This window comes from Rothia terrae, assembly GCF_014705925.2.
GTDB classification, from domain to species: Bacteria; Actinomycetota; Actinomycetes; order Actinomycetales; family Micrococcaceae; genus Rothia; species Rothia terrae.
The window spans coordinates 498,944-525,667 of record NZ_CP061539.1; the positions used below are offsets into that span (position 1 = coordinate 498,944).

At 54.9% G+C, this 26,724-nt stretch carries 22 protein-coding genes and 1 tRNA gene; 13 read left to right on the forward strand and 10 right to left on the reverse strand.

The annotated features are described in order from the left end of the window. The first annotated feature begins 302 nt into the window (after window positions 1-302). The 5 genes from IDM49_RS02385 to IDM49_RS02405 all read left to right on the forward strand — a co-directional run bounded on the left by IDM49_RS02385 (window position 303) and on the right by IDM49_RS02405 (window position 6,791). A complete protein-coding gene (locus IDM49_RS02385; RefSeq protein WP_190724898.1) occupies window positions 303-1,100 on the forward strand; it encodes a (Fe-S)-binding protein in 798 nt (265 codons plus the stop codon). After that, complete coding sequence (locus IDM49_RS02390; RefSeq protein WP_190724899.1) at window positions 1,100-2,719, forward strand: LutB/LldF family L-lactate oxidation iron-sulfur protein; 1,620 nt, start codon at window positions 1,100-1,102, stop codon at window positions 2,717-2,719. The genes IDM49_RS02385 and IDM49_RS02390 overlap by 1 nt, the downstream gene beginning before the upstream one ends. Then, window positions 2,719-3,360 carry a LutC/YkgG family protein gene (locus IDM49_RS02395; RefSeq protein WP_190724900.1) on the forward strand — a complete coding sequence of 214 codons (642 nt, stop codon included), beginning with the start codon at window positions 2,719-2,721 and terminating at the stop codon, window positions 3,358-3,360. The genes IDM49_RS02390 and IDM49_RS02395 overlap by 1 nt, the downstream gene beginning before the upstream one ends. 190 nt (window positions 3,361-3,550) lie before the next feature. Next, window positions 3,551-4,555 (forward strand): hypothetical protein, encoded by a 1,005-nt coding sequence (locus IDM49_RS02400; RefSeq protein WP_190724901.1) that lies wholly within the window; start codon window positions 3,551-3,553, stop codon window positions 4,553-4,555. An 88-nt stretch (window positions 4,556-4,643) separates the two neighbouring features. Further along, window positions 4,644-6,791 (forward strand): MMPL family transporter, encoded by a 2,148-nt coding sequence (locus IDM49_RS02405; RefSeq protein WP_190724902.1) that lies wholly within the window; start codon window positions 4,644-4,646, stop codon window positions 6,789-6,791. A gap of 221 nt (window positions 6,792-7,012) precedes the next feature. On the opposite strand, the gene arsB is transcribed toward IDM49_RS02405, so the two are convergent. Continuing rightward, a complete protein-coding gene (gene arsB, locus IDM49_RS02410) occupies window positions 7,013-8,068 on the reverse strand; it encodes an ACR3 family arsenite efflux transporter (RefSeq protein ID WP_168614852.1) in 1,056 nt (351 codons plus the stop codon). A 159-nt stretch (window positions 8,069-8,227) separates the two neighbouring features. On the opposite strand from arsB, the gene IDM49_RS02415 reads away from it, so the two are divergent. Both IDM49_RS02415 and IDM49_RS02420 read left to right on the forward strand, forming a co-directional pair. Then, window positions 8,228-8,560 carry an ArsR/SmtB family transcription factor gene (locus IDM49_RS02415; RefSeq protein WP_168614851.1) on the forward strand — a complete coding sequence of 111 codons (333 nt, stop codon included), beginning with the start codon at window positions 8,228-8,230 and terminating at the stop codon, window positions 8,558-8,560. After that, on the forward strand, window positions 8,553-8,963 hold the full coding sequence (locus IDM49_RS02420; RefSeq protein WP_168614850.1) for an arsenate-mycothiol transferase ArsC: 411 nt from the start codon (window positions 8,553-8,555) through the stop codon (window positions 8,961-8,963). The genes IDM49_RS02415 and IDM49_RS02420 overlap by 8 nt, the downstream gene beginning before the upstream one ends. Before the next feature lie 101 nt (window positions 8,964-9,064). Here the strand turns inward: IDM49_RS02420 and IDM49_RS02425 are convergent. The 6 genes from IDM49_RS02425 to IDM49_RS02450 all read right to left on the reverse strand — a co-directional run bounded on the left by IDM49_RS02425 (window position 9,065) and on the right by IDM49_RS02450 (window position 18,057). Then, window positions 9,065-9,141, reverse strand: a tRNA-Pro gene (locus IDM49_RS02425). A 160-nt stretch (window positions 9,142-9,301) separates the two neighbouring features. Continuing rightward, window positions 9,302-11,017, reverse strand: coding sequence for a D-lactate dehydrogenase (gene dld / locus IDM49_RS02430; RefSeq protein WP_190724903.1), 1,716 nt, complete (start codon window positions 11,015-11,017; stop codon window positions 9,302-9,304). 114 nt (window positions 11,018-11,131) lie between these two features. Continuing rightward, window positions 11,132-12,946 carry an ABC transporter ATP-binding protein gene (locus tag IDM49_RS02435; RefSeq protein WP_190724904.1) on the reverse strand — a complete coding sequence of 605 codons (1,815 nt, stop codon included), beginning with the start codon at window positions 12,944-12,946 and terminating at the stop codon, window positions 11,132-11,134. Beyond that, window positions 12,946-14,769 carry an ABC transporter ATP-binding protein gene (locus IDM49_RS02440; protein WP_322745988.1) on the reverse strand — a complete coding sequence of 608 codons (1,824 nt, stop codon included), beginning with the start codon at window positions 14,767-14,769 and terminating at the stop codon, window positions 12,946-12,948. The genes IDM49_RS02435 and IDM49_RS02440 overlap by 1 nt, the downstream gene beginning before the upstream one ends. A 201-nt stretch (window positions 14,770-14,970) precedes the next feature. Beyond that, the gene (locus IDM49_RS02445; RefSeq protein ID WP_190724906.1) at window positions 14,971-15,924 is read right to left on the reverse strand and encodes a metallophosphoesterase; all 954 of its coding nucleotides are present in this window, start codon (window positions 15,922-15,924) and stop codon (window positions 14,971-14,973) included. Window positions 15,925-15,939: 15 nt separating this feature from the next. Next, window positions 15,940-18,057, reverse strand: coding sequence for a transglycosylase domain-containing protein (locus IDM49_RS02450; protein ID WP_190724907.1), 2,118 nt, complete (start codon window positions 18,055-18,057; stop codon window positions 15,940-15,942). Window positions 18,058-18,234: 177 nt separating this feature from the next. Between IDM49_RS02450 and IDM49_RS02455 the strand changes: the two genes are divergently transcribed. From IDM49_RS02455 to IDM49_RS02465, 3 genes are all read left to right on the forward strand, one after another. Next, window positions 18,235-18,435: a hypothetical protein gene (locus tag IDM49_RS02455; protein WP_168614844.1), complete on the forward strand. Its 201-nt coding sequence runs from the start codon at window positions 18,235-18,237 to the stop codon at window positions 18,433-18,435. A gap of 104 nt (window positions 18,436-18,539) precedes the next feature. Continuing rightward, on the forward strand, window positions 18,540-19,016 hold the full coding sequence (locus IDM49_RS02460) for a RidA family protein (RefSeq protein WP_190724908.1): 477 nt from the start codon (window positions 18,540-18,542) through the stop codon (window positions 19,014-19,016). After that, window positions 19,009-20,022 (forward strand): NUDIX hydrolase, encoded by a 1,014-nt coding sequence (locus IDM49_RS02465; protein WP_190724909.1) that lies wholly within the window; start codon window positions 19,009-19,011, stop codon window positions 20,020-20,022. Before IDM49_RS02460 ends, IDM49_RS02465 begins: the two co-directional genes overlap by 8 nt. A gap of 122 nt (window positions 20,023-20,144) precedes the next feature. Here the strand turns inward: IDM49_RS02465 and IDM49_RS02470 are convergent, their stop codons facing one another. Continuing rightward, window positions 20,145-20,822 (reverse strand): Crp/Fnr family transcriptional regulator, encoded by a 678-nt coding sequence (locus IDM49_RS02470; RefSeq protein WP_168614842.1) that lies wholly within the window; start codon window positions 20,820-20,822, stop codon window positions 20,145-20,147. 309 nt (window positions 20,823-21,131) lie between these two features. Here IDM49_RS02470 and IDM49_RS02475 point away from each other — a divergent pair, with 309 nt between their 5' ends. Further along, a complete protein-coding gene (locus tag IDM49_RS02475; protein ID WP_190724910.1) occupies window positions 21,132-22,316 on the forward strand; it encodes a MarP family serine protease in 1,185 nt (394 codons plus the stop codon). 11 nt (window positions 22,317-22,327) lie between these two features. Here the strand turns inward: IDM49_RS02475 and aroQ are convergent, their stop codons facing one another. Together aroQ and acs are read right to left on the reverse strand one after the other, a co-directional pair. Continuing rightward, window positions 22,328-22,765 carry a type II 3-dehydroquinate dehydratase gene (gene aroQ / locus IDM49_RS02480; protein ID WP_190724911.1) on the reverse strand — a complete coding sequence of 146 codons (438 nt, stop codon included), beginning with the start codon at window positions 22,763-22,765 and terminating at the stop codon, window positions 22,328-22,330. A gap of 159 nt (window positions 22,766-22,924) precedes the next feature. Beyond that, window positions 22,925-24,856, reverse strand: coding sequence for an acetate--CoA ligase (gene acs / locus IDM49_RS02485; RefSeq protein ID WP_190724912.1), 1,932 nt, complete (start codon window positions 24,854-24,856; stop codon window positions 22,925-22,927). Window positions 24,857-25,083: 227 nt separating this feature from the next. Here acs and nth point away from each other — a divergent pair, with 227 nt between their 5' ends. Beyond that, complete coding sequence (gene nth / locus IDM49_RS02490; protein ID WP_190724913.1) at window positions 25,084-25,980, forward strand: endonuclease III; 897 nt, start codon at window positions 25,084-25,086, stop codon at window positions 25,978-25,980. Further along, the gene (locus IDM49_RS02495; RefSeq protein WP_228008160.1) at window positions 25,970-26,719 is read left to right on the forward strand and encodes an NUDIX hydrolase; all 750 of its coding nucleotides are present in this window, start codon (window positions 25,970-25,972) and stop codon (window positions 26,717-26,719) included. The genes nth and IDM49_RS02495 overlap by 11 nt, the downstream gene beginning before the upstream one ends. Window positions 26,720-26,724 lie beyond the last annotated feature (5 nt).

Consider the following 26,724-nt stretch of genomic DNA (forward strand, 5'->3'; position numbering starts at 1 on the left):
CGGCGGCTTTTGAAGAGATGCTGGATATTTTTCAAAGAAAATATTCCTACGGTGGTAACTTGTGGCGTGAGCGTTGATTCAGGCATAAAAATATGCGCTAATCCGATGGCCTTAAATTCCCTTCTTTAGTGTTAAATTAAAATTAGAAATTATATTTTTTTGTATGTATTGTGTGTTCTTTCCATAGATTTTTTTCACGGGGTCAGTAGATTTTGTGAACCTGAAGCCTGCCGAGCATCGGTAGTGAAGAAGCAATCAAAAGATACAGGACGCGCAACACCAGATGAACGGAAGAGGCGAACATGCGTATTGCACTATTTTCAACGTGCATTGTTGATGGCATGTATCCGAAGGTTGCCAAAGCAACCGTAGATATTCTTGAGCGTTTGGGGCATGAGGTTGTTTACCCGCAGGGCCAGACCTGCTGCTCGCAGATGCACGTTAACTCGGGATACTTCGACGATGCCTACCCGATTGTTAAAAACCACGTGGAATCCTTCGAAGAATGGGATTTCGACGTAGCTGTTGCGCCCTCGGGCTCATGCGTCGCATCCTTGGGCCACCAACAGCCGATGATTGCAGAGCGCAAGGGCGATGACGACCTAGCACGACGCGCAAACCAGCTGGCATCACGCACCTTTGAGCTCTCAGAACTTCTCATTGACGTTCTGGGCATTACCAATGCAGCCGAGCAGCTTGGCTCGTACTTCCCAGAGCACGTAACCTACCACAGCTCATGTCACGGTATGCGTCTGCTGGGTCTGGGTACTCGTCAGTCTGACCTCGTGCGCACCGTTGAAGGCATTCAGTATACCCAGGTTGAAGGCCTTGACCAGTGCTGCGGCTTTGGCGGCACCTTCTCATTCAAGAACGCTGATACATCAGGCGCGATGGTCGAAGACAAGGTCGCGAACATTGAGAAGACCGGCGCATCCGTATGCACCGGCGGCGACGTCTCATGCCTGATGAACATTGGCGGCGCGCTCTCTCGCAAGAACTCAGACGTGCAGACCATTCACTTCGCTGAAATTCTCGCGTCCACCAAAGAAAACCCCCTGAAAGTCAACGGTCCCGTATCACTGACCGGAGGTAGCAAATAATGTCTGTAACTCAGCTCGGTATGCCCCAGGTGCGCCACGGCGTCGGCAACATCTTCGAAACCGAACCCTTCCCCAAGTACGCAGAACGCGAGCTCAAGAATGAGCAGCTTCGCGCGAACCTGGGCTTTGCTACCCACAAGATTCGCGACAAGCGCGCGGCTGTCACCGGTGAGCTTCCTGACTGGCAGGATCTGCGCACCGCGGGTTCAATGATCAAGCAAAAGGTCATGGCTAACCTTGACACCTACCTCGAAGAATTTGAGCGTAACTTCACCGCTCGCGGTGGCCACGTGCACTGGGCACGCGATGCGCACGAAGCTAACGAGATTGCACTCAAGCTCATTCAGGCTGAAGGCGTTGACGAAATCATCAAGATCAAGTCGATGGCAACCGCTGAATCAGGTTTGAACGAGTACCTCGAAGAAAACGGTATCAACGCCATCGAAACCGACCTCGCTGAAGAGATTGTGCAGCTGGGCGATAACGACCGTCCTTCGCACATTCTGGTGCCCGCAATTCACCGCAACCGCACTGAAATCCGCGATATCTTCCGCAAGAAGATTGAGGGTGTAGACCCCAACCTGTCGGACGACCCCGCAGAGCTGGCAGAGGCATCACGCTTCCGTCTGCGCGAGAAATTCCTCTCCACCAAGGTCGCTGTCTCAGGTGTTAACTTCGGTATTGCTGATACCGGCACCATGACCATCGTCGAATCGGAAGGTAATGGCCGCATGTGCCTGACCCTTCCCGAAACCCTGATTACTTTCATGGGTATCGAGAAGATTCTGCCGACCGTAGAAGACTACGAAGTGTTCTTGCAGCTTCTGCCCCGTTCATCAACCGGTGAGCGCATGAACCCCTACACTTCTACCTGGACTGGCGTTACCCCCGGCGACGGTCCCCAGAACCTGCACGTGATTCTTATGGACAACGGCCGTACCGCGGCTTTGGCTGATGAGGTCGGACGCCAGGCACTGCACTGCATCCGTTGCTCGGCATGTATGAACGTCTGCCCCGTCTACGAGCGCGCGGGCGGTCACGCGTACGGCTCAACCTACCCCGGCCCCATCGGTGCGATTCTCTCACCGCAGCTGGGCGGCATCGAGAACGAGTTCAACTCAACTCTGCCCTACGCATCATCACTGTGCGGCGCCTGCTACGACGCTTGCCCCGTCAAAATCAACATCCCCGAGGTGCTCGTGCACCTGCGCGGTAAGGATATTGACGCGAAGAAAGCAAAGAAGAAGCAGATTCCTACCGAGATGGACGGCCTGATGTTCGGCGCTAAGAAGCTGTTCTCATCGGGCAAGCTCATGGCACTGGCAGAAAAGGGTCTGCCGATGTCCAAGCTGGTCACCGGTAAGGATCACAAGATTTCTAAGCTTCCCGGCTTGGTAGGCGGCTGGACGGACTACCGTGATATTCCGGAGCCCCCGGCACAGTCCTTCCGTAACTGGTACAAGAAGGAGCGTCCTTCAGAGACCAAGCGCGTTGCCGGTGAACGCGTTGATATTGATGCGTTGATCGCGCAGAACAAGAACAAGGTTGCAGAAGCACATGCTGCAGCTGAAGTTGCTGCTACCGATAAGCCCGCACCGAAGACTGAGGAGACCAAGTAATGTCTGATGCAAAGGCAGAAATCCTAGGCCGTATTCGTTCTTCGCTGTCTGATCATCCGCAGCCTGCTGAGCCTATTCGTAATTATCGTAAGGTTTCAGATAAGAGCCAAGCTGAGGTTCTTGAGATGCTGATTGACCGTTTGGTTGATTACAAGGCGAACGTTTTTGAAGAGACTGAGGAAACCATTGCGCAGCGCATTGCTGAGCAGCTGGGTAAGTCTTCTCACTACGTTGTTCCTACCGGACTGAAGAATGAGTGGCTGCCTGAAGATACCGCGGCTCGCACCCGCATGGTGGATTCTGGCAACGACCAAAAGTCGGGTGCGTTGAGCCTTCGCGAGCTGGACGCTGTTGATGCGGTTGTTACCTCATCCACCGTCTCCTGCGCTGAAACCGGCACGATTTTCTTGACATCTCAGGAAGATGAAGGACGCCGCGCTATTACCCTGGTGCCCGATCACCATATCTGCGTGGTGCCGCTGGATACCGTGGTTGAGCTGATTCCTGAGTCGATGCGACGCGTGGATTTCAACAAGCCGGTGACCATGATTTCCGGCCCGTCAGCGACCTCCGATATTGAGCTGATTCGTGTTGAGGGCGTGCACGGTCCGCGTACTTTGGACGTCATTATCCTCAAGTAATTCTTGAGCATGTAAAACCCGTCCCTTGTCTGTTGTTGCAGATCAGGGGCGGGTTTTTTCTTAAAAACGCGAGCAGTACAACCCGGTTTGAAAAGATTCACAGGCGCCTTATCTACATTTCGAGCAGCGGGCTGTATACGCTTAAAGCTCCTAATAGCTCCTCTTCTTGAGATAAGAAAGAAGCCAGTCTATGAAGTACGCTACCGGCCGTATTATCGGTATTGACCTTGCGCGTTTTGTGGCGCTTGTGTCTATGTTTGTGGCGCATACAGCGCCGAGTGCCGGGCCGGGCGGTGTACTAACTCTGAGTGAGTTTTTGACGATGCCGCTGTTCGCGGCTTTGCTGGGTGCCTCGGCATACCTGTCGTTACAGCACATGAACATGACCTTTTTGTTCGCGTCCTCTGTAGTACGAGGAATTGTGCTGATCGCGCTGGGTATGTGGCTGGACACCTGGGGTGCTTCCGTTGACATTATTTTGCAATACTTTGGTGTGCTCAGCATTGTGGTGGTGCCGCTGGTGCTTGCTCCCTCCTGGGTTCTAGCTGTTATTGCCGCTGTAATTACGCTGGTAAACCCCTACGTGCTGACGTGGGGGAGTAACCTCAACCGCGAACTCGTTCTTGAAGGATCGTGGCTGCAATACCTAGCGAACTGGACAGTCGCAGGCTCTCATTACCGCGTCTTTACCATGGTGTGCTGGGCAGCCGTGGGGATCATCATTGCCCGCGGGATGCAGCGCTGGGGAGTTTGGGGCGACCTCGGTCTTGCACTGGTGGCAAGTGCGGGCGCCATCGCAATTTACCTATACACGCGTCCTACCAGCTCACTGATGGTGTACTCGGGTGCCCGACTCGAGGTTTTCTTCAACATTCTTGCCGCGGCAGCAGCTATGGGATGGTGCGCTCTGGTTGCTCGTGCTTTCAGAGCTAAACCGCAGGTGCTGCAGCCCTTGACCGATACCGGGTCGATGACGCTGTCACTGTACGTGCTGCAAATCGGTATTCTCGCTGCCTACATGCAGTACGCGCCAAGGTACGGTCTGCCGCTGAGCGATGACTCCTGGTGGGTGATGAGCCTTCTCATCGTTGTAGCAATTCTCTTTGCGGTTCTGTGGAAGCGCTTGCTAGGTGCAACCCCTCTGCACCGCGGACCTTTTGAAAGCATCCTTGCTGCCTTGACGGGACGCGGCTAACCACCAAACTAGTTGACTAACCTAACCATTCGTATACTTTCTGCTAGTGTCGAAGTACACCTACAGACATGCGCACGAAAGAATCATCATGGCATCGGTTAAAGACAGCTCTCAATCGCGTAAAAAATCCTGGCTCCGCGTGTTTCTCCCAGCACTTTTAGTGTTGCTCTGGGTAGCCGTTGCAGGCGTCGGTGGCCCATACTTCGGCAAAATTTCAGAGGTTTCCACGAACTCATCTACAGACTTTTTGCCGCAGAGTGCTGAATCTACTCAGGTAGTCCAGCAACAGGGCGACTTCTACGACGGCAACACCATTCCCGCCATCGCTGTGTTCGAAGCCGAGGGCGAGCTCACCGGCGAGCAACGCGCCTACCTCGATGCCCTGCCCGGGCAGCTGAAAGACACCGGCGTAGTAGAAGGTCAGACCTCTCCCGTTATCTATTCCGAAGACGGTCAAGCCGCTGAAATCGTGGTTCCTTTGCCCGGCGATGATACTCCCTCGGACGCTGTTGAAACTATTTCCTCGCACCTTCAGAACACACCCGACGGGCTGAACGCCTACGTCACCGGCCCTGCAGGTTTTGCAGCGGCACTCGGCGAGGCATTTAGCGGAATCGACGGAGTTCTGCTGCTGGTAGCACTGGCTGTTGTCTTCGTTATTCTGCTGGTTGTTTACCGTTCACCGATTCTCCCCTTTGTCGTTTTGCTGACTTCGATTGTGGCTTTGTCAGGTTCAATCTTCATCATCTGGCACATGGCTAATGCCGGCTGGGTACAGATCAACGGGCAGGTACAGGGCATCTTACTGATTCTCGTGGTGGGCGCCGCCACCGACTACTCGCTGCTCTACGTGGCCCGTTACCGCGAAGCCCTCACGCATCACCGCTCACGCTTTGACGCAACCGCCAATGCCCTGCGCGGAAGCTGGGAGCCCATCGTCGCATCCGGCGGTACTGTCATCGCCGGCCTGCTGTGTTTACTACTTTCCGAACTGTCCTCGAACAAAGCGCTCGGCCCCGTAGCCGCCACCGGCATCGTGCTGTCCATGCTTGCGGCTCTAACTTTCCTGCCCGCAGCTCTTGCTCTGGGCGGACGCGCGGTCTTCTGGCCTGCACGCCCCAAGTACCGTGAAAACACTAAGCCAACAAAACCCGGCCTATGGTCCAAAATCGCGGATTTCGTGGCGGCTAAACCGCGCAAGGTATGGATCTTTACCGCTGTAGGCTTGGCAATCTGCGCAGCCTTCGCGCCAACCCTCAGTGCTGACGGTATTCGCCAGTCAGACCTCATCGTCGGACAGTCGGACGCCCGCGACGGACAAAACGTTCTAGCTGAGCACTTTCCCGGCGGCTCCGGCTCACCGGCAAACATCATTGTTTCTGAGGCGACTTTAGACCGAGCAGTTCAGGCTATCGAATCGGTCGATGGCGTTGATTCCATCGCCGCAATTTCTGCTGACTCACCATCAGGCACCGTCCCCGTAGGCGCATCCGCCCAAGGACTACCGCCCATGTTCGCTGACGCTAAGCCTACCGTCTCAAACGGACGCGTCCTACTGCAAGTAACCCTGAGCGACCCGGCAGACTCACCCGCGGCTGAAGACACCGTGGAGAACATTCGCCAGGCGCTCGATGATGCCGACCCCGCTGCTCTGGTGGGCGGAGAAACCGCAACAGACATTGACACGAACACCGGTGCACTGCGCGATTTGAAAGTCATCATCCCATCGGTGCTACTTGTGATTACGCTGATTCTCATGCTTCTGCTGCGTTCTCTTGCCGCGCCGCTCATGCTGGTGTGCGCGACCGTTCTATCATTCCTGGCCGCCATCGGTGTCTCAGCGCTAGTGTTCAACCATGTGCTGCACTTTCCCGGCGCAGACCCCTCCGTACCGCTCTATGGCTTCGTGTTCCTCGTGGCGCTCGGTATCGATTACACAATCTTCCTGATGACGCGTGTGCGCGAGGAAACCAAGAAAGTCGGCACCCGCGAAGGCATGCGCAAGGCTCTTGTCGTCACCGGCGGCGTCATCACCTCAGCAGGCATCGTGCTGGCGGCAACCTTTGCGGCACTGGCTGTCATTCCGTTGGTCTTTATGGTTCAGCTGGCGTTTATTGTGGCGTTCGGTGTTTTGCTGGATGCGACCATCGTGCGCGCGCTTCTGATTCCCGCGCTGGTTGAGGACGCGGGGAAGAAGGTCTGGTGGCCGTCCAAGCTGGCGAAAAGGGACGTTTAGCTAACGTACACCGGAGTTCTACTTCGTGCATCAAATCTCCATGTATGAGTAGATGACGGGTGCGCGTTAGAAGACTGCCACGCACAAGGCCTCGTCTACCGTTGAGGTAGGCGGGGCCTATTGGCGTGCGGTATCTTCAGTTGTTACATACGCGGTTCGCTTCGAACACCGATTGTTGATGTACAGGCAGAGAGCAAAGCTGTGTGGATGTTGTTGCGCGCTTATGCCTCGACGCGAGTAGTATTTTTCTGACGGGCGAAGAACTTGCGAGCCCACAGTGCCACATAGACAAGTGCCACAAGCACAGGGACTTCAACCAGAGGGCCGATAGTGCCTGCAAGAGCTTGAGGACTGTTGGCACCAAAGGTTGCGATGGCAACAGCAATTGCCAATTCGAAGTTATTGCCGGATGCGGTGAATGACAGGGTAGTAGTCTTCTCGTAACCCAGTTTGAGTGCTCCACCGAGAATCATGCTCGCCACAAACGTCACTAAGAAGTAAAGGACGAGTGGAATAGCTACTCGTACAACGTCCATGGGGTTAGACGTTACTGCCTCACCCTGAAGAGCAAAGAGAATCACAATTGTGAACAGCAGACCGTATAGTGCCCAGGGGCTAACGGTGGGGATGAATTTGGTTTCGTACCAGTCAAGTCCCTTGGTCTTTTCACCAATCAGACGGGAAAGGAAGCCCAGAAGCAACGGTACGCCTAGGAAGACCAGTACGGAAAGGACGATGGAGGTGATTGAGAATTCCGCGCTGGCAGTGGGCAGACCCAACCAGTGAGGCAGAATCTGAAGATAGAACCAACCCAATGCACCGTAGGCGAGAACCTGAAAGATTGAGTTGATGGCAACGAGTACTGCTGCTGCCTCGCGGTCACCGCATGCTAGGTCGTTCCAGATGAGGACCATCGCGATGCATCGTGCTAGGCCCACGATAATCAGCCCGGTTCGGTATTCGGGGAGATCCGGTAAGAAAATCCATGCCAGTGCAAACATGAAGGCGGGGGCGACAATCCAATTGATCACCAATGAGGTAACCATGAGCTTTTTATCAGTCAGGACGTCGCCGGTTTGTGAGTAGCGAATTTTCGAGAGAACTGGATACATCATGATCAGCAAGCCAATAGCGATGGGCAGAGAGACCCCGGCGATTTGGATGGATTCCAGAACCTGGGAAAGCTCAGGGACAAAACGTCCCAGAAATAGACCTACTACCATGGCGGCGATGATCCATACGGGCAAAAAGCGGTCGAGTACGGAGAGCTTAGCCATGACTTGCTCTGTGCCGTGCGGACGGGTGTGTGTGGGAGCTGTGCTCACAGCGCACCTTCTTTCATCGATAAAATTCGATACATACCGTCTTTATTGTATATTGAAGTTTGTCGATATATGTGGAATCCTTAGGGAATATTAGGGAAAGTAGTGTTGTTTATGACCGATTCAAACTGCTGTACTCCGGCGCAGACCAACCAGCCTCCGCAGAAACTTATTAGAAAAACAGCGCAGTTCCTCAAGGCACTCGGCGATGAACGGCGCCTCACTCTTGTCTACTTTATCGACTCATCCGCAGAAAAAAGTGTCTGCGTTTGCGACCTGGTGGAGCCCCTCGGTCTCAAACAATCTACTGTCTCACACCACCTGAAAATTCTGGTGGACGCAGGCGTCTTACACCGTGAACAACGAGGCACCTGGGCGCACTACTCTATTGAACCCACTGCACAACCTTTCATCACCACTCTCTGGAAAGAAGAAAATCATGACTGAAACAAAACCCACTGTCTTGTTCGTCTGCAATTCCAACAAGGGCAAGTCTCAAATGGCCGCCGCCCTGCTGGAGCACGAAGCACCGGGCAAGTTTACCGTTGAATCTGCCGGCGTGAAAGCTAGCGTCGGCGAGCCTGTGAACCAGCAGGCCGCCGCGTCCCTAGCTGAGATAGGTGCAGATATGAGTACAGGCACTCCTACACAACTCAACGAGGATGCTATGCGCGCTGCTACACGTGTCATTGTGGTAGGTGGTGCTCAGTTGCCGGAGGTTGACGGCGTTGAGGTGGAACGTTGGGAAACTGACGAACCTTCAGAGCGCGGCATCGAAGGTGAAGAACGCATGAACCTGATCCGCGACGACATCCATGCTCGCGTGCAGAACTTGGTACAGCAGTTCTAAGCTCCTACCGCTTTCGTACACAAAGAAAATGAGGGTACGTTGCACAAAGTCAGAACACACAAAAGCCCCGCTCACTAACAACAGTGAGCGGGGCTTTTGACTGGTCGGGATGACAGGATTTGAACCTGCGACCTCGTCGTCCCGAACGACGCGCGCTACCAAGCTGCGCCACATCCCGGTGTTAACTTTTCAGGTAGAACCCTGCAAGCAACTCATCCAGTGTAACGCTAGAGGCACAGAAAACGCAAAATGAGGCTGATAACAGCGCGTGTTTTGAGAGGGCGCGCAGGCGGATAATTCGCGCTGGTCGGCGTCCTGCGATGTACTTACCTGACTGGTTAAGCCCAATTCTTTTTCGGTGAAGTACCGCCAATGCCCGCGTTGAAGGTGTTAGTGGGATCCAAGCGTTTGAAGTGCTCTACCATCGCGTCGGGCATACGATACAGCCTGCCGTAGTTGTGTTCTGCCGGTAGTTTGGCGCCGCGAGCTTCAAGTAGCTCCTGGATCTCGTCATGCAACTTATGCGGATCGACACCCTTCTTCGCCACATAATCCTGGTGCATGACGTGACAGAAGAAATGACCGTAATAAGCCGCCACATCTAGCTGGTCGGCAATCTCAGGTGGCAGAGTCTCTAACCAATCCCAATCATCCCGGCACAGGGCAACATCAATAGGAATCAGCTCGCCCAGCTCCTTACGCTTAACCCCGGCATAACGGGTTGCAGCACTTGCCGCACCGAAGCGGTTCAGGTTAGCGCTCTTCTCCTCATCAGCAGTGCAGATAAAGAAATCGCCCAGGTTCTTCTCACTGGTAAAGAAGTCCTTCAGTAGAGCTTCGCTCTCAGCCCGCTGAGCATCACTCACCGTCAGAATCAGGTGGTGCTCAAAACGGTTGCGGTAGTCCATCAGACGTTTGGGCAACTGAGCCGGGAAGCGATCAAAAATAAACTGAGACACCGTATCCGCAAAGGTGAGACCGACGCCCGGAACCTTACTAAAGACTCCGTTAGCCCAGGTCTTGAAAGCAAACATGCGGGTTTGGACGGCGGGGCTCAGGTACTTGAGGAAGACGAAGGTATCTTTGCCGTACTTTTCAGCTAGGTCGAAAGCACTGCGTCCCATATACTCAGCGGCAATGGGTAGCGGCATATCAGCGCTCAAGAAACGACGGCGAATCTCTTCTAGAGCACGGGGTGTATGAGTGCCAATGTAGAACGTGGTGGGGCTCTTCTCGAGCGGGAAAGTGCGGGTGCGCACCGCAAAGACCATGACTTTACCCGCTGAACCGGATGCTTCAAAGAGGTACTTAGGGTTGGAATTGTAGCGAGCCGGGCTGGGCTCAATCTGCCGCAGATACTCGGCGTACTCGGTCTCTTTGCTGTCTTCCGGCGCTGCGGTGACATCAGCAGGTGACCAGTCACCGCGCTGCAGGCGGTCGAGAGCTACCTCAGGGTCATCGCCCAGAGAAATACCCAGGTGGTTCACCAGTTCTAGGGAACCCTGCTCATTAACCCGGGCATAAATAGCCTCACGGGTAAACGCCGGGCCCTTGCGAATCTGACTACCACCAGAATTATTGGCAATACCGCCAATCACGGATGCGCCAATAGAAGTAGAACCAATCACCGAGTGCGGTTCGCGCTCGTGCGGCTTCAGCGCATCGGTGAGCTGAATCAGCGTTGTACCGGCTAGAGAAATAGCTTCCTGCGCATTATTAATCAGATGCACCCGATTAATCAGGTGGGTTGAAATCAGAACGATGGGGCGGTCATAATCTTGGAAGCCGGGGCCAGAACCACCGGTGAGGCCGGTGTTTGATGCCTGCGGAATCACCATGAAATCATGCTCAAGACAGACTTGCAGAGCTTTCCAGATTTCTACCAGGGACGTGGGGCGGAGCACCGCAAACAGCGCACCGCCACCAAAACGGTACCCTTTACTGAAAGGGCGGGTAGCATGCTCCGCGTGGAGCACCTTATCGGCTCCCATGATGGCTTTAAACTCATCAAGGGCCTTTTGCTGAGATTCTGTCACGGGCTGTGAGGAAGGCATATTCTTTCCTGTTCTCTGCTCGGCTTTCGCGCTTTGTTATTAACGATAAGCAGATCACAAATAGGGTGGCAATGACGGGTAAGAATATGTCTGCCGTCCTGTCACCTCTCAGATCTAGTTACCCATCGCCTGATCCCACGCCTTCACCATCTCGGCAAAGACCCCGCCGCTCTGCACCAGAGCCGTCGGGGAGCCATCCTCAATAATTCTGCCCTCATCAACCACCAGCACTCGGTCGGAATCCAACACTGTTGAGAGTCGGTGGGCGATGATGATGGTGGTACGACCTGCCGAGAGCTGAGCTAGTCCTCTCTGCACCAGCTTCTCTGAAGGTATATCGAGGGACGCGGTCGCCTCATCAAGGACGAGCACGGTGGGGTCTACGAGGAAGGCACGCGCAAAGGAAATCAGCTGTCTCTGCCCGGATGACAGGCGTCCGCCGCGGGTTGCGAGGTCGGTGTCGTACCCCTCGGGTAGCTGCGCGATGAAATCGTGTACTCCAACGGCTTTAGCTGCCTCAAGAACTTCATTGTCACTGGCAGAAGGCCTAGCCAGGCGGATATTATCGGCAACTGTGCCTGAAAAGAGGAAGGCCTCCTGCGTTACCATCACGACCTCACGGCGCAACTGCTCTTCGGAGAGATCGCGGATGTCCACGCCGTCCAACAATAGTTTGCCGGAGGAAACGTCGTAGAAACGCGCCACCAGCTTAGCCAGAGTAGATTTGCCCGCACCTGTCTTACCCACCAGCGCTAACTGCTGCCCGGCGGGAACCTCTAGGTTAGTGCGGTGCAGGGCCGGGCGCCCTGAAATGTAGCTGAACTCGACGTCTTTGAACACCACAGAGCCATCTGCCTCAGCGGTGCGTACAACCGGATGCGCGGGTTCAGCAACCCCCGGTTCTTCGGCTAAGAAGCCAGAAACCTTCTCGAGGGCAGAGACCGCTGACTGGAACTGGTTATAGAAATCTGAAAGCGAGAAAATTGGCTCAAAAACGCGCGTGGCGTAGATGGTAAGCGCCAGCAAAACACCAACTTCCATGTGGCCATTGAGAACCGCGAAACCGCCGATGGTCAGCACCACGCCAAGATACACGTTGCCGATAGCCCCGAGCGTTGGCATATAGATGCCCAGAAGCTTGATGGCGTCCATGACCTTCACACGGTAGTCCTCGGCGATGTCACCGTAACGTTCACGCGAGACTGATTCGTAGCGGAAGGCCTTGACCGCTCGGATGCCGGTGAACGTTTCGACGAAGCGGCCGATGAGCTGGGCGTTGACAACGCGTTGCGCGCGAAAAGCTACGGCGGAGCGTCGACGAAACCACGCGGTCAAGAACCAGATAGGAATGAGCATCACTAGCAGGGCAAGACCAGACTTCCAGTCCAACAGAACAAGGGCAACCGCCGTAAACACCATGCTCAAAATGGTTGACGCCAGCTGCGAAAGACCGGAATCAAGAAAGGATTTGAGCGTTTCAAGGTCTGAGGTAAGACGTGAAACTACTCTTCCCGACGTGTAGGTTTCGTGAAAACCAACGGGCAGTTTTTGGGCATGCTCAAACATGCGAGCTCTCAAGCCGTAGAGCGCTTTTTGCGAAATTGAGGTGGTGAGAACGACGTTAGCGTAGGTAGTTATTGAGGCGCATACAGCTAACCCAACGTACAGTAGCGCCATCTGTGCAAGCAGTGACGCATCGCCGTTGACTAATGGCGCCACTGCGTGGTCAATAGCGTAGGAGAGCAAAAGCGGCATGAATGTGCTGATAGCCGTTGCCACAACCACGAGAACCACTGTTGCCAGAATCCTCCACCGTACGGGTGTCAGTATTTCTTTCAACAGCTTTAGTGACCGTGCGCGTACTTCGCGTTGTTCTTCAGGGCTGAGGTCTACCTTGTCTTCAGCTAGCGGGGGAGCGTGCCTTGGCATTATGCCACCTCGCCTTTCTGCTCATCCAGCATCATCAGCCGGGCATAGCTGGGATTGCGCATCATCTGCTGGTGCGTACCAATAGCCGTAATTTTTCCGTTTTCGAGCAAGGCGACGCGGTCAGCCAACGCCACTGTCGACGGGCGGTGGGCTGTGAGTAGAGTCGTGGTGTGCCTTAGATGTTCTTTGAGCATGCTCACTACAGCTTCTTCGGTGCGCACATCCAGCGCTGAGAGCGGATCGTCAAGAAGCAGGATGCGCGGGTGCGCAGCGATGGCGCGAGCCAGCGAGAGACGCTGCCGCTGACCGCCAGATAGCGAAAGCCCCTCTTCACCAATCAAAGTATCTACACCCTCGGGCAACTGAGCCGCAAAATCAGAAGACGAAACCCGCAGAGCATCACGAAGAATCTGCTCCTGTTCAGCCTCGCTCATGCGCTCGCGATTGACTCCCAGCAAGACGTTATCTCTGACAGAGGATGAGAAAAGCACGGGCTCCTCAAAAGCAATGCTCATGGCTGAGCGTAGCTCGGGTAAATCCATCTGCGCGATGTCTTGCTCGTCCAGAAAAATGCTTCCAGAATCGAGCTCATACAGCCGGGGGAGCAACTGCAAAAGGGTTGATTTACCGCTACCGGTGGGACCTACCAGTGCAAGAATCTCACCAGGGCGCACGTCCAGCGAAATATCAGAAAGAACCGGAGCTGCCGCGTCCTCATACGCAAAAGTAGCGTGTTCAAAGGTAAGGGATGCTGCCTCACCAGAAGATACTGCGGGCACGGTAGCACCGTTTACCAGCACTATATTTTCACCTGCAGGAGTGCTCATGACTTCGCGGTGACGGTCTACCGCAACGCGGGCGTCCAACCACATGCCCATGAGCTGGCTGGCACGCTCAACGTGGGGCGAAAGCAGGGCAATGGTGGCGAAGAAAGCGGTCAGCTCACCCACGCTCAAAGACCCTGATGCAACCTGGCGAAGTCCTACCCAGAGAGAAATAGCGAGGGTGATAGCGGTAATGGTGGACGTCGCCACGAAGGTTGAGCCCTGAGCACGGGAACGTGCCATTTCGGTATCCATGAGCTCAGCAGCCCCGGTTTTGAACCTGTCGAGCGCGTTAGAACCCTGCCCCAGAGCCTTGAGTACGCGAATACCCTGAACTGATTCTTCAACTTTGGTGGCAAGGTCGCCGGACTGCTGCTGGGATTTTCGGGTCAGAGCCTTCATCTTCTTCTGAAAACGCCACAGAACAACGAGAGTAACGGGCACAGAAGCAAGAAAGATCAGCGCCAGTAATCCCGAACCGTGGGAGAGGTAGAAGATACCTACACAGAGGGCAGCGCCAGAGGTGATCGCTTGGACTGATCCAAAGGAGACCCAGCGGCGAATTAGGGCAAGGTCAGAGGTTGAACGGGTCAGCAGCTGGCCAGAGCCCCAGGCATCGTGAAATGAAAGCGGCAGTCGCATCAGCTGATCGAAAAGACGCATGCGCATGGTCATCTCAACAGTCGTGGAGGTGTCAATAATCAGCATGCGGCGCAGGAACATGAGCCCGGATTGAAGAAGACCTAGCGCAATCATGATGGCGCCACCCAGCAGAACCTGCCTGCGGCTAGGGGAATCTGAGCCGACGAGGTGGTCGATGACCCACGCCAGCACCTGCGGAATGGAGAGCGCTACCGAAGTCGAAGAAATAGCCACGAGAACACCTAGTAGCCATTTGGCGCGAATAGGCCTCATATATTGCCAGAGCCCGACGTCAGCCGTGGTGTCGTTCTCTAATGGAGGCGGAACGGGCACACGGCGACTTCGGATAAGGCTCATGTTTCTAAAATATACCCGGACGGAAACAAAAAAGTGCAACAGGTCATATAAACCTGTTGCACTTTGAAGAACAGATAGATGGGAAAGCGAAAGTTAGTCGGGACAGGGCCGGACGCAACTGCAGCCAGCTGACGTCGGTTGGCGTTTATAGGGTGCTGGCAAAGTGCGTCCGACTCTGATTCAAGACCTATTATCTAGAGACTACTTATCGCTTGCCGTCAGTGTCACCACGATTGCTTCGGGCGGGCAGAAGAGGCGCACCGCCGCGTAACGTGAGGTTCCCAGCCCCGCAGAAATCTGAACGGGAACACCGTTTTGCAGGCTAACGCCCTTAGCGCGTGACGGCTCAATATCGCAGTTAGATACCAGTGCGCGTCCGCCGGGTAGGCAGACCTGACCACCGTGCGTGTGACCGGCAAAAATTGCCTGTGCGCCGTCGTCTACAAATGCATTGAGTGTACGCAGGTAGGGAGCGTGAGCCACACCTAAACGCACGGACGGCTCATCAGTAATCTGCGTAGCGGAAGGCGCGAAACCCGGATGCTCGTCGTACCCGATGTGCGGATCGTCGACACCCGAGAACTCAAGGCGCAGTCCGTTGATGGATAGGGTCTCATAGCGGTTAATCAAATCAATCCAGCCGCGCGCGTTGAAGGCGTCGTGCATCTTCTGCGTGGGCAGTGCCTGCGGTTCTTCTTCTGGACCGCGTTTTGAGGGGCCTTTGAAGTAGCGCAAGGGATTCTTCAGCTCGGGGGCGAAGTAGCAGTTTGAGCCGGGTACGTATACGCCGGGGAAATCAAAGAGCGGGTCGAGCGCATCCACCAGTGAGGGGAGCGCACCCATGTGCGAGAGATTATCGCCGGTGTTAATCACGAGGTCGGGTTGGATCGCAGCCAGCGAATGCATGAAATTGTGCTTCTTAGTTTGCCCGGGAATCATGTGCATATCCGAGATATGCAAAATCGTGAAGTCCGGAGTTCCCGCCGGGAGAACGGGCAGGGTCTCGTGGCGAACCTTGAAGTTGTTGAGTTCGTAAAAATGAGCATATGCGGCTGTGGCAGCCCCCGCCACAACACCCGCGGCGGCAACCGAACCGGTTACCTTTGCGAGAGTTGCGGCAGACGCTGCCACAGTCGATGAAGAAGAGGTCTTCATAAAATTATTCAACCTTTAGTTAGTCACGTTAGCCGGTGGCTGAGCGAACTGATCGGTATTGTAACGGCGAGCAGTTTCTTGCATGAAGGTCTGCCACTGCTTACCTGCGTAGGTAGCACCGTCAACATAATCACGAGACTGGCCATTGATGGACAGGTTGTTCAGTGAACGTGAACCCTGAGCCAAGTTACCAACCCATGAGGCGGTTGCTAGACCCTTGGTGTAGCCAACAGTCCAGGTCTGGGTTGAGTTATCGGTAGTACCGGTCTTCGCAGCGGATGCGTCGGGCAAGCCGATGCCGCGCTGGTAGCCGGAGCCATCGACCAGAACCTGCTTGAGCACGTAGCTCACACCGTTCGCAACGTCCTTAGAAATGGCCTGCGAACAATCGGGCTTGTATTCCTTTTTCACGTCGCCCTTGCGGTCAAGCACCTTGGTGGTTGAACGGGGTTCGCAGTACTTACCCTCGTTAGCGAAGGTAGCGTAAGCGGACGCCATAGTCAGGGGCGCGACTTCTACAGAACCGATGTTGGACGCCAGCTGGTTGGGGCGGTATGCCACGTTACCCTGGTAGTCCTTGATTTGCAGTTTGCCTGCCATGTCTTGAATGTCGCAGAGGTCAAGCTGGTTGACCATGCTGTACAAGAAGGAGTTAATTGAGTTCTTCAGACCGAACGCTACGGTGCCCCACTGCTGGTAGCCGCCTTCAGCGTTTTGGAAGGTCCAGCCCTGAGGCTTCTCGTTGTAGTAGTAGGCACCGCCGTCGAGGCATCGAGCGCTCCAACGGGTATCAGCGGGGTAGTTCAAGCGGGTGCCGTCGATGACCTGGTTGACGGACTTGCCGGAGTTAATCCACTGAGCCAAAACAACGGGCTTGAAGGTTGAACCGGGCTGGAAGCCAGCGGTACCACCATCAGCGGCATTGACGTTGTAGTTATACAGCGAGGTGGAGTTGTCGTCCTGAGCATCACCGTAGTTGGAGTTCTGAGCCATTGCCACAACGCTACCGTTCTTGGGTTCTACTGAAACCAAGGAGGTGTTAACGTCGTCGGGGTTGTTGGTGGAGGGCTGAGTTGCTTCAACAACGTTCTTAGCTGACTTCTGCGCGTTCATATCGAGGGTGGAAACAATCTTGTAGCCACCGCGGTAGATGTTAGCTACGCGGTCTTCGTAAGTAGCACCGAAGCTCTCATCCTGGTACAGCTTGGTCATCGCGTAGTTACAGAAGTATGCGTTATCGCCCGCTGCTGAACAGCCGCTGTCGGTCTCATGAATATCGAGATCGAGCTCTGAATTCACGGCGTCATCGTATTCAGCCTGAGTAATTTTGCCGTCGCGAAGCATGGTGCCAAGAACAACGTTGCGACGTTCTTTGGAGTACTCGGGGTTAACATCGGGGCGGTACAGGTTAGGTGCCTGAACCATGCCTGCGAGGGTAGCCGCCTGAGCAGGGTTGAGCTTGGACGCGGGAATACCCCAGTAGTACTGCGATGCAGCTTCAACACCGTAGTTGGTGCCACCGAGGTTAACGACGTTGAGGTAGCCCTCAAGAATCTCGTCTTTCGACTTGTTTTCTTCCATAGAAATCGCAAGCTTCATTTCCATGATTTTGTCGATGTAGCCCTTGTTTGCACCGATGGTTGCGTTCGCGTCGCCACCTGACTGTTCAGCGGCGTCGATCAAGAGGTTGTTGACGTACTGCTGGGTGAGGGTGGACGCGCCCTGACGGTTACCGGGACGCATAAAGTTATTGACGAGAGCACGCGCAATACCAATCGGTGAGACTGCGCCGTGATCGTAGAAGGTACGGTCTTCCACCGCAATAATCGCGTCCTGCATGTTCTGCGAAATCTTGTTCAGCGGAACTTCAGTACGGTTCTGCGAGTAGAAGGTAGCCAGTTTGGTCTTACCGTCGTTCGCGTACAAGGTGGAGGGCTTAGACAAAGGACCGTCTGACATGTTGTCTGGCAGTCCCTTAAACCAGTTAATAGAAGAAGTTGCTGCAATACCAGCGGCTGCCGTTGGCGGCACCAACAGTCCAGCAGTTACAAAGCCAGCAATAATTGACAGTGCAAGGAATTGCAGAAAATCACTGGGCTTGCGCTTTTTACGAGCATTCTTGGATGAGGCCATTGCTTTAGTTTACAAGCCCAACCTGAAAATCAAAGCGTAAAAAGTTTCACGAAAGCTCAAAATAGGGGTGTTTCAACTCGCACTGTTGAGATTGCGCCTTAAAAACTAAAGTTCATTTAGCCACAATCTTGAGATGGACTGTGAGAAACACCCGTCTGATGCACTAGGCTAGTGCACATGGATAAATGGGAATACGCAACTGTGCCCTTGATGATTCACGCGACTAAGCAGATCCTCGATAGCTGGGGTGAAGACGGCTGGGAGCTCGTAACCGTGCTTCCCGGTGCGCCTGCTGCAGCTGGTAGCGCGCCTGCCGGCAATATGGTCGCACCGACTCAGGGCAACCCGATTGCATACTTTAAGCGTAAGAAAAGCTAAATAATCTTATAACCGATAACGGCCGAAGCCTCACCGATCAGTGAGGGTTCGGTCGTTATTTACCCCTGCACATACTTGTATCTCTTTGTAAAGAAGTCTCAATCATGAGTGTAAATCGCGTTGAAAACCGCCTCGCAGAATTAGGGTTTACCCTTCCTGAGGTTGCTGCCCCCGTCGCGTCGTATGTTCCTGCTGTTACTAGCGGTAACTACGTGTACACCTCCGGTCAGTTGCCTTTCGTTGAAGGCGCGTTGCCTGAAACCGGTAAGGTCAATGAGGGCGAGGGCTTTGTGAGCCCTGAGGACGCTAAAAAGTACGCCGCTATCTCTGCGCTGAATGCGTTGGCTGCTGTTAAGTCTGTTATTGGCGATCTTGACCGCGTGACCAAGGTGGTTAAGGTTGTAGGTTTTGTGTCTTCAGATCCTTCATTTACCGCCCAGCCCGCCGTTATTAACGGTGCTTCTGAGCTGTTGGGTGATGTTTTTGGCGATGCTGGTCGTCATGCTCGCAGCGCTGTTGGTGTTCCGGTACTACCGCTGGATTCACCGGTTGAGGTAGAAATCATCGTTGAGTATGTCTAACCCCGCCCTCTACACCGGTGCGCTGAAGACGGTGCGTCCGCGTAAAGAGACTAAGCTGAGCCCGCGCGGTGCGCAGGCTGAACGCCACTACTCTATTCCTGAGTCGCAGCAGGATTCTGCTCGTTCGTGGATTGAAGAGGGCGCTGAGGTGGTGTGTAACTCTAAGCCGGCGGCTATCGTCATTTTTGTGCGCGATGGCTCTAACGGCGTTGAGACGTACATGACCTACCGCTGTAAGTCGCCGATGGGACGCGTTGCGTTCCCCGGTGGTCTTGCTATTTACGACGATGCGAATATGCAGCCCTGGGTTGGCCCGAGTGAGACTCAGTGGGCTGAGAAATTCGGCGAGCATAATCCAAAGACTGCGCGCGCAGCTGTCACCGCTGCTATCCGTGAGGTCTTTGAAGAAACCGGTTTGCTTCTGGCAGGTGTTGATGACACCAGTACTGTCGAGACTCTCAATACTCACGAGAACATGAGTTCTCGCGTGGCTATTGCTAGTCAAAGCAAGGACTTCAACGACTTTTTGAGCAAGCGTAATCTCAAGTTGCGTGCCGATTTGCTCAAGCCTATTGCCCGTTGGCAGTCACCGGATTACTTCCACAAGCGCTACGATGTTCACTACTTCGCTGCCGCTGTGCCGGTTGGACAAAATCCTACGCTACTTGAAGGCAAGGGCATTTGGGGGCAGTGGCTTTCAGCGCAGGAACTTTTGGATCACCGTGCAACCACAGAACTGGGTGACGCAATCGGTCAGCCCGACACCGTTGGCAAGACCTTGGAAGAGCTAGTGAACCCGGGCGTCCTGTGCGTTTTGGAATCCATTGCTAAAGCTCCGAGCGCCATTGCCTTCCTGTCTAAGAAACGCGTCATTGATCTCAAGAAACCGGAGACCAAGATGGCAGCCAACGGTAAGTGCTACCTGTCTTTTAGCGAGCCAGGTGTGCAGGACGCGCGGTCCACGCGAACATTCCCTGCAACGGCTGCGGTTGTTCCTAGCGAGTAAAACAGGTTCACTCTCAAGGGAATTCTTGCAAGCTGAAAAGACCGAGGGGGCGGAGAAGACTTGAAGTCTTCTCCGCCCCCCTCTCGGCATTTAAAACTATGCGCTGATGCGCTAGCTTATGCTTAGCGTGAGCGGTTGCGCAGACGCTGCAGGTCGAGAATAACGACCGCGCGTGCTTCCAAGCGAATCCAGCCGCGTGAAACGAATTCAGCAAGAGCCTTGTTCACGGTTTCGCGTGATGCGCCAACCAGCTGAGCCAGCTCTTCCTGAGTCAGTTCGTGTGCAACGAGAACACCGTCGGTTGCGGGGCGACCGAAGCGGTCAGCCAAGTCGAGCAGTGCCTTTGCAACGCGACCGGGAACGTCTGAGAAGACCAGGTCTGCGAGGTTTTCGTTGGTGCGGCGCAGGCGGCGAGCAAGAGCCTGGAGAACCTGAGCTGAGATGCTCGGTGACTTCTCCATTGCCTTGCGCAGTGACTCGTGCTTTACACCAGCCAGACGGGTTTCTGACACAGCGGTTGCGCTGGTTGAACGCGGTGAAGGATCGAACAGAGCCATTTCACCGAAGATTTCGCCGGGGCCGAGAATAGCAACGAGGTTCTCGCGTCCGTCCGATGCGGTGCGGCCGAGCTTGATCTTGCCTGAGACGACGAAGTAGAGCTGATCGCCGGGATCGCCTTCGTAGAAAAGGGTTGCGCCGCGGGTCAAATCAACCTCGGTAATGTCTTCGGTCAAAGCTGCAAATGCTTCGTCATCGAGCTGTGCGAACAGCGGTGCGCGACGCAGTACTTCAATATCCATTGTTCTCCTTAAATCAATTTCAGTGTGTTTGAAAAACTGTGTAAATGGTACGCGTGGTTCAGCTAAACCTCGTAGCCACCTACCACTAAAAATCTTTGTGACATATTCAACTACTATCGAGCCTACATCAAATTGAGGCTAGATACATCACTCGTAACCTGATATTTGCCTAAGAGCGCACTGAATTTTTCTTCGTTACCCTCACTTTTTGGAGTGATTCGGCTTAGTATGAAATTTCATCTCTACGTATCTTAGGAACGATGTAGTGTGTAGCTGCCTGTTGCTGTAGATACCTTACCCGGGAGCTGTATGCTACAACAATTTACTCTGCTTGATGCTGTGCTCGCCATCGTGATTTTGCTGTACGTTATTTCCGGTATTAGCAAGGGGTTCTTTATTTCTCTGGGAACTCTTGCTGGCTTTATTGCTGGTGTAGCGGCGGCTGTTATTGTGGCGCCTTGGGCGGCTACGCAGGTGCCGGATAACTGGTATATCTTTGCCATTGTTATCGCGGTGATTGTGTGTTTGAGTCTGGGGCAGTGGCTGGGCTTTTTAGTGGGACGCTGGATGCGTTCGGTCAGCGATCGTACGCCCTTGAAGACGGTGGAACGACTGCTGGGCGGACTTCTCAATTTTGTGATTGCGGTTTTGTTAATCGTGGTTCTTTCACTGACGCTCAAACCGCTGGGGATGCCCGCGGTGTCCCACGCGTTGAGCGATTCAAAAATCGTGAGCACCCTTGAACGCAACGTTCCGCAGAGTTGGAAGAACACTATTAACGGCGTGCGTAACGATGTGTTGACCGATGCCCGTATTCCTGAAATTACATCTTTGATGTATCCGCAGGCCCAGGCACCTACACAGCAGCTAGAGAACGCGGCACTTGAGCAAGCGTCGCAGTCGGTGGTGCAGATTCTGGGTGCTGCCGAACAGTGCGGCTACACTTCTGAAGGTTCCGGCTTTGTGATTGATGATGCGCTTGTCGCCACCAACGCACACGTTGTAGCTGGCGTCACTGAGCCCGTGGTGCAAGATCGTGAGGGCAATACGTACCAGGGCACTGTGGTGTACGCGAACCAGGCTCAGGACATTGCCTTTATTCGCATCAATGAAGATTTCTCGCTGACGCCTTTGCCCCTTGGTCAGGAGGTCGCCTCGGGTACGGACGTCTCGTTCATGGGTTACCCGGCGGGCGGTCCGTTTGATGCGCGTCCTGCCACCGTTCAGGGTCTTGGCTACAGCCGTACCGTTGACTCGACAACCGGCAGGGAGAACCCCTCGCGACTGGTCTACCAGCTAGCTGCTCACGTTGAGCAGGGAAACTCTGGTGGGCCAGTGCTCGATGAAAACGGTGCAGTCGTGGCGCAAATCTTCGCGAAGTCAACCGAGGGCGAGAGCGGGTACGCAATTCCTGCATCGGTTATCAGTGATGCTCTGACCGCTGCTCAAGGTCTTACCCAGCCTGTCGATACCGGCCAGTGCCCCGCTCACTAGGTAGCTGTTCGCTAGGCGAGGTGTTGCGCTAGGAAATCTACCGCCATAGTGTAGCCAAACGCTCCGGCACCAGCGATAATCGCGGTTGCCTGCGGCGATACAAATGAGTGGTGGCGGAACACCTCACGCTTGTGAATGTTCGACAGGTGCACCTCAACTACGGGTAGCTCACCGGCTTCTAAAGCGTCGTGGAGAGCAACAGAAGTGTGCGTGTACGCAGCAGGGTTGATGATCATGGCGCAAGCCTGCGTACGGGCTCGTTGAATTTCATCGACCAACGCGCCTTCATGGTTTGACTGAAAAAACTCAATCTCAAAACCGTGAGAGGACGCACGCTCACGAACCTGCTGCTCAATGTCGCTCAAGGTTGTGGAGCCGTAAATTTCGGGCTTGCGATGCCCCAGCAAATTAAGGTTGGGGCCGTTAAGTACAAAAATAGTGCGTGCCATAGCCTCAAGTTTTCACCAAAAAACAATCAATAGCAAAGATGCCCGGTAGCCTTGTTGCTACCGGGCATCTTCATGGTTCACCGTGCGTGGATTAGAAAGCTCACCACAAACTTTTCAATCACTAGAGGCAGGGTGAAATCTTGGGGAAAAGCGCAGGGTCTATGCCTTGTACTTTTCGACGATGACGTCCATGACTGATGAATCAGCCAGGGTGGTGACGTCACCTACGGGACGGTTCTCTGCAACGTCCTTGAGCAGACGACGCATGATCTTGCCGGAGCGAGTCTTAGGTAGCTCGGGCACAATGAGAACCTTCTTGGGCTTTGCAATCGGTGAGATTTCAACGCCCACGTGAGCACGGATGTCTTCGGGCAGGGTAGCTTCGTCGTAGCCTTCTGAGACAGCCTCATCAGACAGGATGACGAAAGCAATAACAGCCTGGCCGGTGGTCTCATCGGGCGCACCAACAACTGCAGCCTCAGCAACCTTCGGATGCGATACCAAAGCGGACTCAATTTCGGGGGTTGAGAGGCGGTGACCAGAGACGTTCATGACGTCGTCCACGCGTCCCAGAACCCACACGTCGCCGTCTGCATCGCGCTTAGCGCCGTCACCTGCAAAGTACATGGAGTCAAAACGTGACCAGTAGGTGTCAACAAAGCGATCATCGTCGCCCCAAATGGTGCGAACCATAGACGGCCACGGCTCACGTACCACTAGGAAGCCGGACTGCTCATTGCCGAGGGTCTCGCCCAAATCGTCCACCACATCAACCTTGATGCCGGGCAGTGGCTGCTGCGCTGAACCGGGTTTAGCAACGGTGACGCCGGGGAGCTGAGAAATCATGATGGCGCCGGTTTCGGTCTGCCACCAGGTGTCAACAATGGGGCACTTGCCGCCACCGATGACGCGGTGGAACCAGGTCCATGCCTCGGGGTTGATGGCCTCGCCCACGGTGCCCAGCACGCGAAGTGATGAGAGATCGTATTCGGCGGGAATGTCTTCGCCCCACTTCATCATGGTGCGGATAGCAGTCGGCGAGGTGTAGAGAATGGTGACGCCGTACTTCTGAACAATCTCCCAGAAGCGTCCGCGGTGCGGGGAATCAGGGGTGCCTTCGTAAATGACCTGGGTAGCGCCATTAACCAGCGGTGCGTAAGCAACGTAGGAGTGGCCGGTGACCCAACCGACGTCTGCGGTGCACCAGTACACGTCGGTTTCGGGCTTGAGGTCAAAGACGTTCTTGTGGGTGTATGCGCCCTGAGTCAGGTAGCCGCCGGTGGTGTGCAAAATGCCCTTGGGCTTACCGGTGGTACCCGAGGTGTAGAGAATGAACAGCGGGTCTTCAGCGTTCTGAACGCTCGGGGTGTGCTCGGTTGAAGCAGCCTCGAGAACCTCCTGCCACCAGACATCGCGTCCTTCAACCCAGTCAATGTCTTCGCCGTTGCGCTTGACCACAACAACGTTCTGCACGGTGTTCTCACCGGACAGTGCCTTGTCAACAGCGGGCTTGAGCATAGAGGGCTTGCCGCGGCGGAAGGAACCGTCGGCGGTGACCAACAACTTAGCCTGGCCATCTTCAACACGTGAGCGCACAGCATCTGCTGAGAAACCGCCGAAAATAACGGAGTGAACAGCGCCGATGCGAGCGCACGCCAGCATGGTGATAACAGCCTCTGAAATCATGGGCAGGTAGACGGCAACGCGGTCGCCCTTGGTCACGCCCAAAGCCTCAAATGCGTTGGCTGCGCGGGAAACCTCGTCCTTGAGCTGTGCGTAGGTGTAGGTTTTGGTGTCGCCGGGCTCGCCCTCAAAGTGGATAGCGATGCGGTCGCCGTTGCCGGCTTCAACGTGACGGTCTACGGCGTTGTAGCAGGCGTTGAGCTCGCCGTCGGCAAACCACTTGGCAAAAGGCGGGTTTGACCAGTCGAGAGTTTCGGTAAAGGGCTTTGACCAGGTCAAAAGCTCGCGAGCCTGCTCAGCCCAAAACTCGGTGCCTTTTTCGGTTGCCTCGTCGTAGAGCGCTGCGGTTGCATTCGCCTGTGCTGAAAATTCTTCGCTGGGTGCAAAAGTCTGCGGGGTATCAGCCATTGATCTCCCTTTCGTGGTGAGAGGACGCGTCTTTATGATGTGCGTCACGATAAACTTCTGTGACTACCTTAGAGAAAATAGTGTCGTGTGTCATAGTGTTACGAGGCGTGTTGCACAAAAAGGTGAGGTGCAAGCTGGCGACCGAACCTCTTACGCCAGGAGCGCATTGACTCACGTCAGCCTGCAAATGTGCGTCGCTCAGCATCGTCCCCGGGTAATGTTGAACCATGGCAAACTCTCCCTCACATCCCGCGTCCGCACTGACAAGCGACGACAGAAAACTGCTTGAAATTCGCGTGATCCCGCCCTTCAAAGCGGCGCAGGCGAAAGCGCGACGCGAGAAAAATGGTGAAACCGAGATCGGTCTTAAACGACGCGTGCGTAAAGCCAATACGATTTTGGGGGAGACCTACCCGTACGCCGTTGCTGAACTAGATTTTGAGAGCCCCTACCAACTACTGGTTGCCACGGTGCTCTCTGCACAAACTACCGATGTGCGCGTCAACTCGGTAACGCCCACGCTCTTTCGCCGCTATCCCACATCGGAAGATTTGGCGCAGGCGAGGGCGGAGGACGTTGAAGATTTGATTCAGCCCCTCGGGTTTTACCGCGCTAAAACCCGCTCCATCAGGAACCTTGCAGGGCAGCTTGTTGACGAGTTTGACGGTGAGGTGCCTTCAACCTTTGAGGAGCTCATCAAGCTTGCGGGGGTAGGGCGCAAGACCGCCAACGTGGTGCTGGGTAACGCCTTTGATGTTCCGGGACTCACCGTTGATACTCATTTTGGCCGCCTAGCCCGCCGTCTGGGAATGACGCGCGAAGAAGACCCCGTGAAGGTGGAGCGCGACGTCGCTCAGCTTTTTGAACCCAAAGACTGGACGATGCTTTCTCACCGCCTGATCTACCACGGTCGTCGCATCTGCCACTCCCGCAAACCTGCCTGCGGCGTGTGCCCTATTGCCGATTTGTGCCCCTCATACGGTGCGGGGGAAACCGATGAGGCTAAGGCTCGAAAACTTATGAAGTACGAGATGGCGCCGGGACGCGAAGACCTGCACCTGAAATTCGTGCAGGGTGCTAGCCGCCGTCAATTGCAAGCAGAAGGGTACCCTCTTGGCGCCTAAAACTAAGCAGCAGATTTTAAATCAAGCACGTGCTGACCTGCTGAAACTTGTTCAGAATGATGTCACTGATTTCTCGGATCGCGAGCGCTGGAAAGTCGGCGAGGTTGATCCCGCGTTGAGTAAGAGGGCGGCTGTTCTGATTTTGTTTGGCGCGCTGGATTCTCAGCCTGCGCAGAGCACGGACTGCCCTGAGAGCGTCGGCGCTTTCTTGGATGTGCTGATTTTGGTGCGTGCCGCGTCCTTGCGTTCGCATGCGGGGCAGCCGGCTTTCCCTGGCGGCAAGGTTGACCCTGAGGATTATGAGCAGGTGAAAGCGCAGGGCGTGCCCGTATCGCATATTGCGGCTTTGCGGGAGGCTGTTGAAGAAACCGGGCTGGACCCTGCCGGAGTGGAGGTTTTGGGCGCTATCAAGGATGTGCCGCTGCCTGTTTCTAACTTTGAGGTAAGCCCCGTTATTGGCTGGTGGACTAAACCCAGTGATGTTGATGTGGTTGATCGCGATGAATCATCGCTGGTGTTGCGTGTTCCGGTGGCCGACCTCGTCGATCCCGCTCACCGCCTGTACGTAACGGTTGAGCGCGGGGGAGTGAAACATAAGTCCCCGGCTTTTGATGTTTCGCAAGACGGCGAAACCTTCCGCATTTGGGGTTTTACCGGCGTTATTCTCGACCGCGTGCTGGACGCGCTGGGTTGGTCGCAGGAGTGGGATAGGACGCGAAGCGAGGCGGCGCCGATTTAGCGTTC